The sequence below is a fragment of the Thermoleptolyngbya sp. C42_A2020_037 genome, from assembly GCF_015272455.1.
Taxonomy (GTDB): Bacteria; Cyanobacteriota; Cyanobacteriia; order Elainellales; family Elainellaceae; genus Thermoleptolyngbya.
Genome location: NZ_JACYLP010000035.1, coordinates 33,544 through 50,413, shown reverse-complemented (window position 1 = coordinate 50,413; position 16,870 = coordinate 33,544). Strand labels below are relative to the sequence as shown.

Annotated in this window: 12 protein-coding genes; 5 read left to right on the top strand and 7 right to left on the bottom strand. The window is 57.0% G+C overall.

The features are described 5' to 3' along the window. The first annotated feature begins 208 nt into the window (after positions 1–208). Together IGS16_RS11495 and IGS16_RS11490 are read left to right on the top strand one after the other, a co-directional pair. Positions 209–1,366: a quinone-dependent dihydroorotate dehydrogenase gene (locus IGS16_RS11495; protein WP_367185783.1), complete on the top strand. Its 1,158-nt coding sequence runs from the start codon at positions 209–211 to the stop codon at positions 1,364–1,366. Between the two features lie 112 nt (positions 1,367–1,478). Continuing rightward, complete coding sequence (locus tag IGS16_RS11490; RefSeq protein ID WP_172353951.1) at positions 1,479–1,937, top strand: DUF3531 family protein; 459 nt, start codon at positions 1,479–1,481, stop codon at positions 1,935–1,937. Between the two features lie 246 nt (positions 1,938–2,183). Here IGS16_RS11490 and IGS16_RS11485 read toward each other — a convergent pair whose 3' ends face one another. Then, on the bottom strand, positions 2,184–6,188 hold the full coding sequence (locus IGS16_RS11485) for a DNA-directed RNA polymerase subunit beta' (RefSeq protein WP_297085551.1): 4,005 nt from the start codon (positions 6,186–6,188) through the stop codon (positions 2,184–2,186). A 5-nt stretch (positions 6,189–6,193) separates the two neighbouring features. Here IGS16_RS11485 and IGS16_RS11480 point away from each other — a divergent pair, with 5 nt between their 5' ends. Next, positions 6,194–6,340, top strand: coding sequence for a hypothetical protein (locus IGS16_RS11480; RefSeq protein WP_297085549.1), 147 nt, complete (start codon positions 6,194–6,196; stop codon positions 6,338–6,340). Between the two features lie 76 nt (positions 6,341–6,416). On the opposite strand, the gene IGS16_RS11475 is transcribed toward IGS16_RS11480, so the two are convergent. Next, a complete protein-coding gene (locus IGS16_RS11475; protein ID WP_297085547.1) occupies positions 6,417–8,291 on the bottom strand; it encodes a DNA-directed RNA polymerase subunit gamma in 1,875 nt (624 codons plus the stop codon). Between the two features lie 109 nt (positions 8,292–8,400). On the opposite strand from IGS16_RS11475, the gene IGS16_RS11470 reads away from it, so the two are divergent. After that, positions 8,401–8,529 carry a hypothetical protein gene (locus IGS16_RS11470; protein ID WP_297085545.1) on the top strand — a complete coding sequence of 43 codons (129 nt, stop codon included), beginning with the start codon at positions 8,401–8,403 and terminating at the stop codon, positions 8,527–8,529. Here IGS16_RS11470 and rpoB read toward each other — a convergent pair. The 3 genes from rpoB to rpsT form a co-directional block, all read right to left on the bottom strand. Further along, a complete protein-coding gene (rpoB, locus tag IGS16_RS11465; protein ID WP_297085544.1) occupies positions 8,484–11,777 on the bottom strand; it encodes a DNA-directed RNA polymerase subunit beta in 3,294 nt (1,097 codons plus the stop codon). The two genes, IGS16_RS11470 and rpoB, sit on opposite strands and share 46 nt — an antisense overlap. A gap of 727 nt (positions 11,778–12,504) precedes the next feature. Beyond that, the gene (locus IGS16_RS11460) at positions 12,505–13,395 is read right to left on the bottom strand and encodes a TatD family hydrolase (RefSeq protein WP_297085542.1); all 891 of its coding nucleotides are present in this window, start codon (positions 13,393–13,395) and stop codon (positions 12,505–12,507) included. 201 nt (positions 13,396–13,596) lie between these two features. Then, on the bottom strand, positions 13,597–13,899 hold the full coding sequence (gene rpsT, locus IGS16_RS11455; protein WP_068511214.1) for a 30S ribosomal protein S20: 303 nt from the start codon (positions 13,897–13,899) through the stop codon (positions 13,597–13,599). A 291-nt stretch (positions 13,900–14,190) separates the two neighbouring features. On the opposite strand from rpsT, the gene hisD reads away from it, so the two are divergent. Beyond that, positions 14,191–15,543, top strand: coding sequence for a histidinol dehydrogenase (gene hisD, locus IGS16_RS11450; RefSeq protein WP_297085540.1), 1,353 nt, complete (start codon positions 14,191–14,193; stop codon positions 15,541–15,543). A 74-nt stretch (positions 15,544–15,617) separates the two neighbouring features. Here hisD and IGS16_RS11445 read toward each other — a convergent pair whose 3' ends face one another. Beyond that, complete coding sequence (locus IGS16_RS11445) at positions 15,618–16,007, bottom strand: hypothetical protein (protein WP_068511218.1); 390 nt, start codon at positions 16,005–16,007, stop codon at positions 15,618–15,620. A 90-nt stretch (positions 16,008–16,097) separates the two neighbouring features. Further along, positions 16,098–16,379: an ATP-dependent Clp protease adapter ClpS gene (gene clpS / locus IGS16_RS11440; protein WP_068511220.1), complete on the bottom strand. Its 282-nt coding sequence runs from the start codon at positions 16,377–16,379 to the stop codon at positions 16,098–16,100. Positions 16,380–16,870 lie beyond the last annotated feature (491 nt).

Sequence of the window (16,870 nt, the reverse complement as noted above, 5' to 3'; positions counted from 1 at the left end):
CTTGCCAAGCCTCAAGATTGATTGTTGAATCGTCGCTTGATACAGTGAGATTTTCTAGCGAGATTTCCTGCTTTAATTCTTGCTTTGTGGCTTAATCACAAGTGGCTTAATCACAAGTGGCTTAATCGCAATTTGTGATTCGGCAGAATGCTCTTGCAGGGAAGCCTAACGATTCAGCACCAAGGAAATATCCGTGGAGCTTTATAAAGTGGATCTTTATAAACAGGGGCTACGTCCGCTGCTGTTTGGCGGGCTGCGGGCCGACCCAGAATGGCTACACCGTCGGCTGATAGACGCACTTAGCGGGCTTGCCGAGGCAGACGCAACCCGCAATCCGCCGCTGGCCTCCTGGGTGCGACAGCAGGGTCGGCGGGCCTTTTGCAGCGCCCATCCTGCCCTCAGCCAAACGCTCTGGGGCCTGAGTTTTCAGAATCCGGTGGGGCTGGCGGCTGGATTCGATAAGGACGGACGGGTCGCGCACCTGTGGCAGGATTTTGGCTTTGGCTTTGCGGAACTAGGCACGGTCACGCTCCAGGCCCAGCCCGGAAATCCCCGCCCCCGCCTGTTCCGACTGCCTCAAGATTTGGCGGCGCTCAACCGCATGGGGTTTAACAATGAAGGAGCCGCTGCGATGGCTGCCCGCCTGAGTGCGTCTGCCATGCCCCTTCAAGACGCTGACCCCTCTGCGTTGCGGTTTCCCTTGGGGATTAATCTGGGCAAGTCCAAAGTGACCCCGCTGGAGTCTGCGGCAGAAGATTATCTCGGCAGCTTCCGGCTGCTTCAGAATTGCGGCAATTACTTTGTGGTGAATGTGTCTTCGCCCAACACGCCTGGATTGCGATCGCTCCAGGATGCCGACCAGCTTGACCGCATTTTGGGGCTATTGCAGCAAGAAAATGCAGGGCAAAAACCGCTGCTGGTGAAGATTGCGCCGGATCTCGACGAGGGGGCGATCGCCGATATTCTCGCCCTCTGCCAGACCCATCACCTGGCGGGGATCATCGCGACTAATACAACCGTTCAGCGCGATCGCCTCCACACCCAGCGCCTCGCTGCAACAGGGAAACTGCTCACGGAAGAGGCCGGCGGCATCAGCGGCGCACCCCTCCGCCAACGCTCCACGGAAATCATCCGACTGATTTATCAGAAGACCAGCGGAACCCTGCCCATCATTGGGGTTGGCGGTATTTTCACCGCTGAGGATGCCTGGGAAAAAATTACTGCGGGTGCGAGCCTAGTACAGGTCTACACGGGCTGGTTTTATGAAGGACCGTGGATGGTGCGCCGCATCCTCGACGGCCTCGCCCAAAAACTAGAGGCGCACGGTTTGAGCCACATCGAAAGGGCGATCGGGCAGAATACCTAAAAACCAGCCCTTTACAGACACACCCCCCTTGATCTCTTTATAAAGTCGTATGCTGAATGAAGTGTGAGATACATCTTGCCTCTCACCCAGTTACTTCAACACCTCAACGCCTATGCGCGTCGAATTTCGAGAATGCGACTTTTTCAACCTGTGGATCTGGTTAGAATTCACGTTGCCGCCGTCCGCAATGGAGCAGCAATACATCGATGAGATCTTTAACTCCTGGTTTTTCCTGGGCAAACTGGGCGGATTTAATGCCGAAAACTTGCAGGTTCAGGACACTGGGCTGGATATCAGCTATTTGGACTATGACAATGACCAGGCCGATGAAAGCCTCATGTCGCTGATGCACAACATGGGCGAAGTCGAGTACGAAGGCAACTGGGCCCGCTGCTGGATCGATATGGGGACTAGCGATGCCCTGGCGCTGGACGTGTTAATCAACAGTCTGAAGCAGTTCAGCAAGGACTATGTGACGATCGAGCGGCTCATTATTGGCGGCGAAAACGCAGACTGGAAAATTCCTGCCCGCAGCAACCCCGGCTTTGTAGACGAAAACTACAACAATTGAGGCGGATGTGAGGCGGATGATGAGGCGGGTAAATTGAGGCAAGCGGTTTGCTTTAAGCCATTTATGTTTAAGCCATTTATGATTTATGAACTTAGCATAGGGACTTAGCAAAAAGGGGGAGATGAAGGCGATCCATCCCACCCTTTTTGAATTGGGTTTGAATTTGGTACTTGAACTGGGCGCTTGAACCTGGCGTTTGAGCGTAGGAGAAGCATTCGGCAAGCGCTCTATGCTTCTCCTACGTCCCTAGTCTTCGTCCTCGTCGTCCTCATCGTCCTCGTCGTCAGCGTACTCGTCGGCCAATTCATCGTCTTCGAGGACACCAGAGAAGGCATCGTCACCAAAGCCGTGCGACGGACGCGGAAACTCAGTCCCTTCTCGCATTCCCAGACCTTCCGGCGGCGGAAACACGTCAAAGCCGCTGTCTAGGTCATAGCTGCGAGCGGTCAGGTCATCCAGCACCACATCACTCAGTCCCATGTCGTCCAGCGCGTCGAGGTCAACGCTAGTGGACTCTTCGTAGGCATTGAAACCCGTGCCCGCTGGAATCAGACGACCAATGATCACGTTTTCCTTCAGACCCCGCAGCCAGTCCGACTTGCCTTCGATTGCTGCTTCGGTCAGCACCCGGGTCGTTTCCTGGAAGCTGGCGGCTGAGATGAAGCTGTCGGTGTTCAGCGAGGCCTTGGTAATCCCCAGCAGCACCGGGGTATATTCCGCTGGCGCACCGCCCGTAATCGACATCGCCTCGTTTACCTGCTGAATCTGGTGCAGTTCCACCAGTTCACCCGGCAGCATGGTGGTGTCGCCCCCATCATCAACCCGCGCCTTGGAGGTCATCTGGCGCACGATTACCTCGATGTGCTTATCGGAAATTTCGATCCCCTGTGATTGATACACCGACTGCACTTCGTTCACCAGGAAGGTTTGCACCTTCTCTAGGCTGATCAGCGAGGCTTCGTGAACGCCCAGCGTTTCCCGATGCAGGTCAAAGAAAATCTCCAGGATTTCGTGGGGGTTGGCGGGGCCATCTGTCAGCGGTTCAGCAGCACCCACCTCCTGCCCATCGATGATCAGCATGTTTTGCCCCGGGCCGATGGGATACTCGGTGATTACGCCGTCCGCTTCGACGACCTTCACCTGCACCGTGTCGTCGTCGCTGTAGACCACCTGCGCCGTGCCCGGCCGCCGCGCCAGCACGCAGGCTTCTTTGGGTTTGCGGGCTTCTAGCAGTTCTTCAATCCGGGGTAGACCCTGGATGATGTCTCCGGTCTTGGCGCGTTCAAACACCAGCAGCACCAGGTTATCGCCCCGTTGCACCAGGTCGCCGTCATCGATGTGCAGCACGGCACCCGCCGATACGCGATAGGGACGCGCCAATCGCAGTTGCACCTGGGAATCGCTGACCGACAGGACTTGGCCGGACTCTTCAATGGTGACTCCATCGGCGATCGCCGCTCCGGCTACCAGCAAATCGCCCGCTTTAACGCTAGGCGTTTTGCCCTGCGTATCAACCGTCAGCTTGTCTGACTCGCGAACCACCAGAATCCGGCGGGCTGATTCGTTGCTGCCGACACCGCGCACCTCGCCACCTTCCTTACATAGGATCTCGGTGCGGGCCACTTCGTCTCCTGGCGAGATCTGATCCCCGTCTTTCACCAGCAGCGTGGTCAGCGTGCTGCCCTGGGTTTGGTCGGCAGGCACGTCGCGACGAATCACCAGCGATTCCAGAATCACCAACTGGAGGCGCAGCAGTTCAGGATCAGATTCATCAGGCACTAGCTCGATATCTGCGGCCAGTTGTGCATCTTGATCAATCTCCAGCACTAGCTGAGTCCGTAGCAGTTCCAGCCCTTCGACCGACTTGACGCGCTCACCGTCCTTATACATCGTCCGCTGCACCGCCCGGAGTTGAATTGCACGACCCGACTCCTCGCTGGTCGAAGACTGGCTGGGCACCGAAGGCTCGTCGGGCACGGAGAATTCCGTCACCGGACGCAGCAGCAGTGCTGGGCCTTCGGGCGAATCGACATATTCGACGTAGCGCAGATCCGTCAGTTCAAGTCCAGGCAGCAGTTCTTCGCCGGGGTTGGCGATCGTGCCGTTGCGGCTCATGACGGCTTCTGGGTTATCGACCATGTGCAGTTCACCTGGCTTGATCACGATTTCCCGCAGAATGTCGTTCTTTTGGGTCACTTCCACTACGCCGCTGCTCTGGCAGAAGATGTCTTTGACCACTTCGGTGCCCGCTTCCACAAACTGCCCATCTTCGACCAGCAGCAGCGAAATGTCTTTGTTCACCTCATGGGATTCTTCAGGAATCCAGAGAATCGTGCCGCCCTTGACGACTTCATAGCCCTGTTTGGCCTTGCCGCGCTTCTCTAGCTCGATGCCAGAGAACTTGATGATGCCGCCCGTCTGGGTGTGGTAGCGGTCGTCAATCAGTTCTGCCACGACCTGCTTGTTCACCACCTTGGTGCCCGGTGTGGCAATCAGGGAGAATCGCTGGTTGTGCTGGGTTTCGATGATGTAGTGTTCGCGGCCTTGCTGGCTTTCGGCAATGACGCGGGCCTGATCCAGCAGCACCGACGCGGTGATGATTTCGACTTCGCGCCCCGCTTTGCCTTCGCCATCCTGGGGCAGGCGCACCGTTCCGCCGTTTTCAGTGATCAGCTTGGTCTTGGCGAGGATGCTGTTGGCTTCGACGCGATCGCCATTCTTTACAACAGGTTCCGCGCCCGGTGGCAGGTTATACACCTCGCCCGACAGCACCCACAGCAAGCCGCCCCGCTGGGCAATGCGAGTGATGTTGCCTTGGCGATCGCGCTTCTCTTCGGGCACCAGGTCAGCAAATTTCACCTCGCCAGCCAGGTCAGAAGCCACGTCCTTACTGGCTTTTTCCGTCACCTTGCGGACACGCCCCGTCGCGGGCAGTTCCGCCAGGATTTGATCGGCCACGACCGACTCGCCTTCCTGGGCAAACAGGATGGAACCCTGAGTAATCGTGTGGGACTCCTTGCGGCTGCCTTGTTCCACAATCACTTCCACCGAGGGCGATTCGATAATCAGCGCGTCTTCGCCGTGGCGGGTGCGGAAGGGGCGAGAGCGCAGCACTTCGTCCTTACGCTTTAGCTTCAGGTGAACTGTGCCGTTGAAGCTGGCGCGGATCGTCGGAGCCTGTTCGCCCGTCACCGTGCCGCCCGTGTGGAACGTCCGCATAGTCAGCTGTGTCCCCGGTTCGCCAATCGACTGTGCTGCAATGATGCCCACGGCTTCGCCCATGTCGACTAAGTGGGCGTGCGCCAGACTCCAGCCGTAGCAACGTTGACAGACTGAGCGAGAGGCTTGGCAGGTAAGGGGCGATCGCACGACCACCTGTTCTACCTTAGCCCGACCAATCTCTTCCGCCATATCGTCGGAAATTGGCTCGTTGCGAGGAACAATCACCTCACCCGTTTCGGGATGGATCACATCCTCAGCCGGAACGCGACCCAGCAGCCGATCCTTCAGCGGAATCAGCACTCGCTCTCCGTCTGTCATGCTGCGGATGGGAATGCCGCGCTCCGTGTTGCAGTCTAGCTCCCGAATAATCACGTCCTGCGACACGTCCACCAATCGACGGGTGAGATACCCGGAGTCTGCCGTCCGCAGCGCCGTGTCTACCAGCCCCTTCCGTGCCCCGTAGGAGGAGATGATATACTCCGTCACCGTCAGCCCTTCGCGGAAGTTGGTCTTGATGGGCAGGTCAATAATTTCCCCCTGCGGATTGGCCATCAGGCCGCGCATCCCCACCAACTGACGCACCTGAGAGATGTTTCCCCGTGCGCCAGAAAACGCCATCATATAGACCGAGTTGAGCGGGTTGCTCTCACGGAAGTTGCGAACCACCGCACTGGTTAGGTCTTCGTTGGTGCTGTTCCAGGTGTCGATGACCTTCTGGAAGCGCTCTACTTCGGTAATGTCGCCGCGAGTGTAGCGCTCCTCGGTTTTGCGGATTTCGTCCTCGGCTTCGTCGAGCAGTTTGCGCTTGCTGGGCGGAACCTGCAAGTCGTCTACGCTAATCGACACCCCCGCCCGCGTAGCAAACTTGAAGCCCAAATCCTTTAGCTCGTCGGCTACCTGTGCGGTGCGGGCAGTCCCGTAGTGGGTGAAGGCCCAGGCAATCAGTCGCCGCAACTGCTTTTTATCGATCACGCGATTGCGAAACACGACGGGCTTTTCGGATCGTTGAATCGAACTTTGCTCTGTCATAGATGATGTCCCGCCCTTCAGAACTCAAAAAGGTTAGCAATACTGGGTGGCTGTCTGGCAGCTACACCGAGGTGCAGCCCGCGAAACCGGAAACGAATGGCTCAAGAAGCCCTGTAGGGCGATCGCCCTTCACCGTCCACCCCCAAACCTGACGCTACTAATCTGCCGCTCATCTCAAGGTGCGAGTAAAGTTGCGAGAGGACTGGAGGGCGATCGCTGTCAACTGCCCTAGCTGACTAGCGCTTCCTGGATCGTCTTGTGGTAGATAATGCGGCCCGGGGTCGTGCGAATGTACTGAGACACCCGGTTTCCCTCGGCATCTTCTCGGACGCGGCGATACTTGTAGAGCTTCGTTACCATACCGTCTTCAGAGCGCTGCTCTTCAATCGGCTCGTCATCCGGCTCTGGTGACTCCACCGCTCCATCAAACCGCACCCAGACATAAGCGTGCAAATCGACCTGCTGCTGCTCATAGGCGACAACTACATCATCTAGATTGGAGAAGTAGCGATCCTTGCCCTTGGTGGCATTGGGGTTTTCTGCCGTCAGATAGTAGCAGCCCAACACCATGTCCTGGCTTGGAGTCACAATCGGACGACCCGTTGCCGGAGACAGAATATTGTTCGAGGCCAGCATCAGCAGGCGAGCTTCAGCCTGGGCTTCCAGCGACAGCGGCACGTGCACCGCCATCTGGTCGCCGTCGAAGTCTGCGTTGAACGCCGGACACACTAGCGGGTGAAGTTGAATTGCTCGACCGTCTACCAGAATCGGTTCAAAGGCCTGAATCCCCAAGCGGTGCAGCGTTGGGGCACGGTTTAGCAGCACGGGGTGGCCGTCGATTACCTCTTCCAGCACGTCCCAAATCTGGGGATCGTTGCGCTGAATCAGCTTTTTCGCCGCTTTGATATTGTTCACCAAGCCCTGACGAATCAGGCGGTGGATCACAAAGGGCTGAAATAGCTCGATAGCCATTTCCTTAGGCAGACCGCACTGGTGAATCTTGAGCTTGGGGCCGACCACAATGACCGAACGACCGGAGTAGTCTACCCGCTTACCCAGCAGGTTTTGGCGGAAGCGGCCCTGTTTTCCTTCGATGATGTCCGACAGGGACTTGAGCGGGCGGTTGTTGGCTCCGACCACGGTGCGACCGCGCCGTCCATTGTCGATTAGCGCGTCCACGGCTTCTTGCAGCATCCGCTTTTCGTTGCGGACGATGATTTCTGGAGCCAGAATTTCCTGGAGCCGGGCCAGACGGTTGTTCCGGTTAATGACCCGGCGATACAAATCATTCAGGTCGGAGGTGGCAAAGCGACCGCCGTCCAATTGCACCATCGGGCGTAGATCGGGCGGAATCACCGGGATTACGTCCAGCACCATCCACTCCGGCTTGGATTGGGTAGCGATGAAGTTGTCAATCACCCGCAGCCGCTTGATCAGCTTGGCGCGTTTTTGTCCTTTAGCCGTGGCGATCTCTTCGCGGAGCTGCTCAGCCTCTTTTTCCAGATCCAGGTCTTCCAGCAGGCGTTGCAGGGCTTCTGCACCGATGCCGACTTCTACTCCGGTAAGCTGCGAGTCTTCGCTATAGAGCTGGTCTTCGATTTCGATCCACTGGTCTTCCGTCAGCAGTTGCTTGTAGCTGAGGTTTTCGGCGTTGCCGGGGCTAAGGACGACGTAGGAGTTGAAATAGACAATTTGCTCCACGTCTCGCAGTGGCATATCCAGCAGAATCGCCATGTAGCTGGGGATGCCCTTGAGGTACCAGACATGGGCAACCGGAGCCGCTAGCTTGATGTAGCCCATGCGGTGGCGGCGGACGCGAGATTCCGTCACCTCCACGCCGCAGCGCTCGCAGACGATGCCCCGGTGGCGCACCCGTTTGTATTTGCCGCAGTGACACTCCCAATCCTTGGCCGGGCCAAAAATGCGTTCGCAGAACAAGCCGTCCATTTCCGGCTTGAGGGTGCGGTAGTTAATCGTTTCCGGCTTGGTGACCTCGCCCACGACCTGTCCGTTTGGCAGGGTGCGCTCTCCCCACTGGCGAATCCGCTCTGGCGAGGCCAGCCCAATCTTCACGTAGTCAAACCGCTGTTCGATTTTGGGCATCCGTTGTCCTTCCTTCTGTAACGATGAGGCGCGTAAAAGCTTGAAGCGTATTCGAGAGACAGGCGAGTTGGAAACTGGGACAGCCTGCCTGAATTAAAGAAGCCGCAAGGTGAAAGCACTGGAGGGCGATCGCCCAGTCCCCGATTTTTGTCAGATTCGGGTGGGGCGATCGCACAACGGTTCCTCCGGCGGCTACTCGTCGCTGTCGTCCATCTCGTCCCGCGAAATCGACTCGTAGGTGGGGCGCGACGGCGCACGGCGACTGCTGACATCGGCCATCAGGTCGATTTCCACATCGCGACTGGTGCCGTCTTCCTGGGTTTGCAGCTTGTGCGCCGCAATATCCAAACAGAGCGACTGCAACTCACGCATCAGCACCTTGAAGGACTCTGGCGTACCCGGACGGGGGATCGCCTTGCCCTTCACGATGGCATTCAACGCTTCGTTGCGGCCCTGCATGTCGTCGGATTTCACCGTCAGCAGCTCTTGCAGGATATAGGCAGAACCAAAGGCCTCTAGCGCCCACACCTCCATCTCGCCAAACCGCTGACCGCCCTGCTGCGCCTTGCCGCCTAGAGGCTGCTGCGTCACCAGCGAGTACGGGCCCGTAGAGCGGGCGTGGATCTTGTCGTCCACCAGGTGAACCAGCTTCAGCATGTAGGCCTTGCCCACGGTCACAGGCTGGTCAAAGGGTTCGCCCGTGCGCCCGTCGTAGACCTGGATTTTGCCCGGATTATCGGGATTAAACACCCAGGGTTGGCCGGTCTTTTCTGCGGCCTCTTGCAGCTTGGCGTGGGTGGTCAGCCGCGAGGCTTCCTGGCCGTACATTTCGTCAAACGGAGTCATCTTGAACCGCACCCCCAGGTTTTCTGCGGCCCAGCCCATCAGACACTCAAATACCTGACCCACATTCATCCGAGACGGCACGCCCAGCGGGTTCAGCACAATGTCAACTGGGCGACCGTCGGGCAGGTAGGGCATGTCCTCCAGCGGCAAAATCCGGGAAATAATCCCCTTGTTGCCGTGGCGACCCGCCATCTTGTCGCCGACTTGAATCTTGCGCTTTTGCGCCACATAGACACGCACCACCATGTTCGCGCCAGGAGGCAGTTCGTCGCCCTGCTCACGGGTAAACACCCGCACGTCCACCACGCGACCCTTTTCGCCGTTCGGCACGCGCAGCGAGTTGTCTCGCACATCCCGCGCCTTTTCGCCAAAGATGGCCCGCAGCAGCTTTTCCTCCGGCGGCTGATCCGATTCGCCCTTGGGGGTCACCTTGCCCACCAGAATGTCCCCGGCTTCTACCCAGGCTCCGATCCGGATGATGCCCGTTTCGTCAAGCTGGCGCAGCGCATCTTCCCCCACGTTGGGAATTTCGCGGGTGATTTCTTCCGGGCCCAGCTTCGTCTGGCGAGCCTCAATCTCGTATTTTTCAATGTGGATTGAGGTGTACACGTCGTCGTAGACCAAGCGTTCGCTGATCAGAATCGCGTCTTCGTAGTTGTAACCTTCCCAGGGCATGTAGGCTACCAGGATGTTTTGACCCAGCGCGATTTCACCACCTTCGGCCGCAGAGCCATCTGCCAAAACCTGACCCGCCACGACGCGATCGCCCACATTGACAATCGGGCGCTGGTTCAAGCAGGTATCCTGGTTCGAGCGCTGATATTTTTGCAGGATGTATTCCTTCTCCCTACCGTTTTCGCCGCGCACCCGAATGCGGTTCGCATCCACATAGGACACCTCACCGTCAAACTGGTTGACGATCACCATGCCAGAGTCACGGGCAGTCTGGGCTTCCAGTCCCGTTCCCACCAGCGGGCGCTCAGGCCGCAGCAGGGGCACTGCCTGACGCTGCATGTTTGATCCCATCAGGGCGCGGTTCGCATCGTCATGCTCCAGGAACGGAATCAGAGAGGTTGCCACCGAGATAATCTGCACTGGAGAAATCGCCACATAGTCCACTTCGGCTGGCGTGGTGGTCGTGAAGTCTCGGCGATAGCGGACGGGCACTTGCTCGCCCATAATGTAGCCGTCTTCATCAACCGACACATCTCCAGGAGCCACCCGCAGGTCATCCTCCTCATCCGCCGTCATATAGACGGGCGGCTTATCCTTCAGCACCCGGCCCTCTTTGACTTCATAAAACGGTGTTTCGATAAACCCGTAGGGATTGACGCGGGCGTGGGTTGCCAGAGAGCCAATCAAGCCTGCGTTTGGGCCTTCTGGCGTTTCGATGGGGCAAATGCGTCCGTAGTGAGAGGGGTGGATATCACGCACCGCAAAGCCCGCCCGCTCTCGCGTCAGACCGCCAGGGCCCAAGGCGCTGAGGCGACGCTTGTGGGTCAACTCCGCCAGTGGATTGGTCTGATCCATGAACTGCGAGAGCTGCGAGGAGCCAAAGAACTCCTTGATCGCGGCCACCAGCGGCTTGGGGTTCACCAGCGAAGCCGGGGTCAGCGTGTCGGCATCCGATACGGTCATCCGCTCCCGGATAATCCGCTCCAGACGGTTCAGACCAACCCGCACCTGGTTTTGCAGCAGTTCGCCCACCGAGCGAACCCGGCGGTTGCCTAGGTGGTCGATGTCGTCCACCATGCCAATGTCAAATTCCAGGTTGATCAGGTAGTCAATCGCCGCCAGGATGTCCTGCGGAGTTAGCACGCGCATGGTTTCGGGCACACTCAGCCGCAGCTTCTTGTTGAGCTTGTAGCGCCCGACGCGGCCCAAGTCATACCGCTTGGGATCAAAGAAGCGGGAGTCGAGCAATTGCTGACCGCCGGACACAGTGGGCGGTTCACCAGGGCGCAGCTTGCGATATAGCTCCATCAGGGCTTCTTCTTCGCTGAACTGCCCTTCCTTGTCGATGGTTTTTTGGAAATATTCGGGATGGCGCAGCGCGTCAAAGATTTCGCCATCGCTCAAACCCAGCGCCTTCAGTAGCACTTGAGCAGAGAGCTTGCGGGTTTTGTCAATGCGAACCCACACTAGGTCATTTTTGTCTGTCTCGAACTTTAGCCAGGCCCCCCGGTTGGGGATCAGGCTGGCGTTGTAGGTGCGGCGACCGTTCTTGTCCGTTTCCGCTTTGTAGTAAACACCGGGGCTGCGGACGATCTGGTTGACAATGACGCGCTCGGCCCCGTTGATGATAAACGTACCCCGATCGGTCATCAGCGGCAGGTCGCCAATAAAAACTTCCTGTTCTTTGATCTCGCCGGTTTCTTTATTAATCAGGCGAGTGGGCACATACATCTGAACGGCGTAGGTGCTGTCTCGCCGCTTAGCCTCGTCTACGTCATACTTGGGGCGTTTCAGCTTATAGTCTTTGCCCAAGAAATGAAGTTCGAGCTTGCCCGTGTAATCCGTAATAGGAGAAAAGCTGTCTAGCTCTTCAATCAGTCCTTCTTCCAGGAACCAGCGAAAGCTTGCACGCTGGATTTCGACCAAATCGGGCAGCGTAAAGTTGGCAGTGGCTTGTGTAGTCATGCGTCTCCTCGAACAGGTCAATTCTGGGGAGCATCCCAGAGAGCAAGGCAGTAGGGTCAAAAGCGCGGTCAGGGGTTTGCAAGCTCAAGGAACAGGCGAGAATAAGGGATTCCCAATGCCGAGATGAGCTAAGATGACGTGAAACGGCGATCGCCACACAAGTTCCTGAGTTCTGAACTAGCAGAAAACAAGGGCTTGCGTGGACGCAAAGGCTCTCCAAACTGTCTCGGTGAGCCGATCGAACTCAGGGAAAAGCTCGCAGTAGAGCAAGGTGAATGTCCTGACAGGGGCAACTTCAGGCTGAACAGGCTGAACAGTGCTGAACGGTATCAATTTGAATCTCAAATCGGCTGAATGAGCTAAGCTGGGCGGACTAGGGGAAGGGTTGGTGAGCGCAGTTGGGAGGGTTGCCGCTAGGGGCAATGCAACCACTGGATGAGAGAGTCGCGCCAAAGGGCATATCGGCAGAAAGAAAAATAGAGAAGCATTATATAAGAAATCTGAATCTAACCGATTGTCAGCAAAGTGGCAAGGGAGCCATGAAACGGTGCTGAATCTAGAGCCGCAGAGCAGAATACCACCAACAACCCTGCGATGCTATGCGCGACCCCTATAAGATTATGACGCATGTCGCCTAATCCGTGTCTAGTTTTTCGCAAATCCCTCTTGACAAACTTTTGCTAGGGCTGCTAACAGGATGGAATCTGCAACAAGCTAAGAATTGTCGCTAGGACATTCGGGGTGAAGACAGGGACGGCAGCCGATCCAGAGATGCCCACACGGGATCTGAGGCTGGAACGTCGAGCCGGAACAGGCGACGGGCATTCTGGGTGGTCTGGTGGGCGATCGCCTCCAGGGATTCTCCCCGCAATTCCGCCACACGCTCCGCCACATAGCGGACATAGGCAGGCTGATTGCGCCGTTCGCCCCGCTTGGGAACGGGGGTCAGAAATGGACAGTCGGTTTCGACGAGGAGGCGATCGCCCGGAACTCGCTGAGCCGAAGCCTGTACCTGGCTTGCGTTCTTGAACGTGACAATGCCGCTAAAGCTGATATAGAACCCCAATTCTAGAAACCAGTCGGTTTCCTCTGGGGTGCCGCTCCAGCAGTGCATCACGCCGCGAACGGGCCCATCCACCGCCCAGATCTGGCGCAGGCTCGCCGCCATTTCAGCCGCTGCATCCCGGCAGTGGATGATGACCGGCAAGTCCAACGCTCGCGCAATCCGGATCTGAGCCTCGAACACCTCAAACTGAAGCGCCCGATTATCCGCCTTGTAAAAATCCAGCCCCATTTCGCCAATCGCTACGACTCGATGATCCGAGCGGGCCAGAGTGCGAATTTCGTCAGCCATCGTCGCAGTCCACCGATCGGCATCCAGCGGGTGCAACCCGACCGCGAAGGAAATCTCTGGAAACTGATCGGCGATCGCCCGAATTGCTTTAAACTCCCCAGGCTCAACGCAGGAGTGAACCAATTGCACCACACCCGCCGCCCGCCAGCCCTGAGCAACCTCCAGCAAATCAGGCTGAAAGCTGTCAAAGTTGAGATGAACGTGGGTGTCGATCAGAGGAAACAGTGGGGTCACAGCGATAAAGCCACCCGCTAGGGCTGACAAGAAAGGCTGGATATGTTGAGATGTAATGCGCTCGGACTTGACAGGGGGCTGGCCTAGACTTGGCCAATCCAATCTAAAGCCAATCCGAATCTAAACTTGCCGATGCCCTAAAAGCTCACCCACAAGCCACTACCGGCTCGCATGGCGGGGCACTCTGGGCAGGTTCGAGCAACCTAGATCTAAGCTTCATCCAAGCTTCATCTAAGCTTTGGCGGCTGTCTCCGTTTGAGACTTTAGCGCCTTAGCCAGCCGAGCCTTCCGCCGTGCCCCGGTATTCGGGTGAATCACGCCCCGCTTCACTGCTTTGTCAATTTTGCTGTAGGCGGCCGCTAGGCGATCGCCCACTTCTTTCTCTAGCTCCGGCGTTGGATTGGCCGCATATTCATTGACCGTGGTGAAATATCGCTTCATCAGGGTCTTCACCGCAGACTTGTAAGATTTATTGTGCAGTCGGTTGCGCTCTGCAATCTGAACCCGCTTAATCGCAGACTTAATATTTGCCACAGTTTGTCTCTATTGGGTAAAGGCTACAAAATTTCGGCAGCTACCTATTCTAGCGAATAACTCACCAATATGCTAGAACCACTCCCTATAAATCTAGCTCACGGCTACACTAATCCGCTAAAAATCCCGCTAATCTAGAGATAGGTCGTACCCATAGGCACTCAATGGCAGTCCGGTTTTCCTCCAACGAGCGGCAGAGTTGAAGGCTTCTGGGAATGGATTCGGTTTTTGAGTTCGACCTTTGAGTAGACGGGGCACTCCCGGACTGGCGTCTCTCACCTCACTGTGGCAATGCTGCGAATTATCAATCAACGGTCTGAAGCCTCAACGGAGCTGCGGCGAATTTGCGATCGCACCCACGATGAGCAAATCCTCCACAAGGAGGCAACGGTTCAGCAGGTGCTCCAGGCAGTGAGGCGGCAGGGCGATCGCGCTGTTCTGCACTATGCCGAAGAGTTTGACCAGGTATCCCTAAAGCCCGAAGAACTGCGAGTCAGCGGCTCCGAGCTAGACGCAGCTTACCAGCAAGTTTCCAAGGATCTACTCGATGCCATCCGCATTTCCTGCAAGCGGGTAGAGGCCTTTCATCGGCAGCGCGTTCCCAAAAGCTGGGTGCAGTTTGAAGACCCAGAAATCGTCTTAGGCAAGCGCTATACGCCTGTCGATCGGGCGGGGCTGTATGTCCCCGGTGGGCAGGCTGCCTACCCCAGCACGGTGATCATGAATGCGACCCCAGCAAAGGTGGCAGGTGTGGGTCGCATTGTGATCGCCACACCGCCGCGCCCAGATAAAAGCGTGAATCCGGCAATCTTGGTGGCGGCTCAAGAGGCGGGGGTGCAGGAAATCTATCGGGTGGGTGGGGCGCAGGCGATCGCCGCACTGGCCTACGGCACAGACACGATCCCAAAAGTGGACGTGATCACCGGCCCAGGCAATATCTACGTTACCCTGGCGAAAAAACTGGTCTACGGGACGGTCGGGATCGACTCCCTGGCAGGGCCATCGGAGGTGCTGATTATTGCCGACCACACGGCCAATCCTACCCACGTCGCCGCCGATATGCTGGCCCAGGCAGAACACGACTCACTGGCGGCGGCAATTTTGCTGACCACAGACGCGACGTTGGCCCACAAGGTCGTGGCGGAGGTGGAGCGGATGCTGATCAACCATCCCCGTCGCCTGCTGACCGAAAAGGCGATCGCCCACTACGGTCTTGTGATTTTGGTCGATTCTTTAGCTCAGGCGGCAGAACTTTCCAACGAGTTTGCGCCGGAGCATTTAGAGCTTCAGATTGCCGATCCCTGGGTGCTGCTGGAAAAAATTCGCCACGCCGGAGCCATCTTCCTCGGCCACTCGACCCCCGAAGCCGTAGGCGACTATCTTGCCGGCCCAAACCATACCTTGCCCACCTCTGGCGCGGCTCGCTACGCCTCCGCACTCAGCGTAGAAACCTTTATCAAGCATTCCAGCTTGATTCAGTACTCCCCAGCTGCGCTTCAGGAAATGGCGACAGCGGTTGACACCTTGGCGATGGCCGAGGGACTGCCATCCCACGCCGACTCAGTGCGCCTGCGGGTGCAAAAGCCGACCAGCGCTCAAGAAGTGTCTGGCGATTATCCCATTAGTCCCGAAGCGGGCTTTTAACACCACGGGTCAGCGTCTTCTCCCAAACCTTGCTGGCTTAACCCGTTCAATCCACACCATGCTTAGGACTGAGCTTAGGACTGACTCTGGCGAGTGAGGTACTGTCGCAGTCGCATCAGGCTCACAGTCTGCCCCAGATTCAGCGGCAACAGCGAAATTCCCTGCAAAGACGACTGCACCCAGCCCTCGCCCCAATACCACTGGTGAAACCCGTCCACGCCCTGACTGAGCAGCAGCCGCAGACTGTTGGAGTCCAGCACATCGACCTGATGCCGGATGGCAATCGGCCCTAGCCAGCCTGTGAACTGCATTCCTGGTTCCAGGCGATCGCCCAAATCGGGCGAAAAGGTCTGCGGCCCAAGCCACTGACGAAATTCCGCAGGACGCAGCAAGCTATCTCGAATTGCGGCTTCGGAGGCATTTAGCTCAATCCGCAACTCACTGTGTTGAAAAACTCCAAGCATGGTGACAGGGCGAATGGTCTGGGGTACTGGTCTAGGCTACTGGTCTGGGTTACTAAGCCGGGTTATGGAGTCTGGAGTACCATCCAGGCACTATTCATCTGGCTCGATTGTGCTGGTCAGCCCGTGGCTTTTCAGCGTTTCGCAGTAAAACTCGGCGTGTTCTTGGGCGCAGGTGATCACAAGCGCAACGCCGTTGGTGTGCGCTTCCATCATGATGTTGATGGCCTGCGGAACCGTAAGGTTGGGCACAGTTTTCATCAGCGTTTGAACGACGTATTCCATCGAGTTGAAATCGTCGTTGTGCAGCAACACGCGATAGCGGGGAGCTAGCTTGCGGGAGGTTGAACGCTGTTCAATAGTCTCGACAGCCACAGTTCTAATCCTCTTTTTCTGAAAAGTACAGCAACGTAGCAGGTGCGGTCATATTGCGGTCATATTGCGGTCATATAGATGCAGTCACGACACGCTTGCCTGAATTGCGCCAGTGCAAACCTGTAGTGACAGCTTAACAAGTCTTATGAAGCGCCTGAAGACACGCCAGAGAGAGGCCTTGCAAGTACACAGTTCCACCTGTAGATGTATCCAGTAGATAAATCTAGTAGACATATGTAGACATACACAGGTAGGTGAGTGTGCGTCAGCTTGTTCATCCAGCCCGGTCTACTCAGCAGGATGCATCAAGTAGGCATCATGTCATGCATTGACTTGCTCTCTGTGGGCGATCGCCCGTCTGAAATGGCTCTTCGATCAATACCTTAGCGCGAATTCATATTTCTAAATGTTGCTCAACACTCAACCCTACAAAAAACTGACATTGAACGCATCCCAGGTCAAGAGAATATCAACACCTTGGAGTGTCGCAC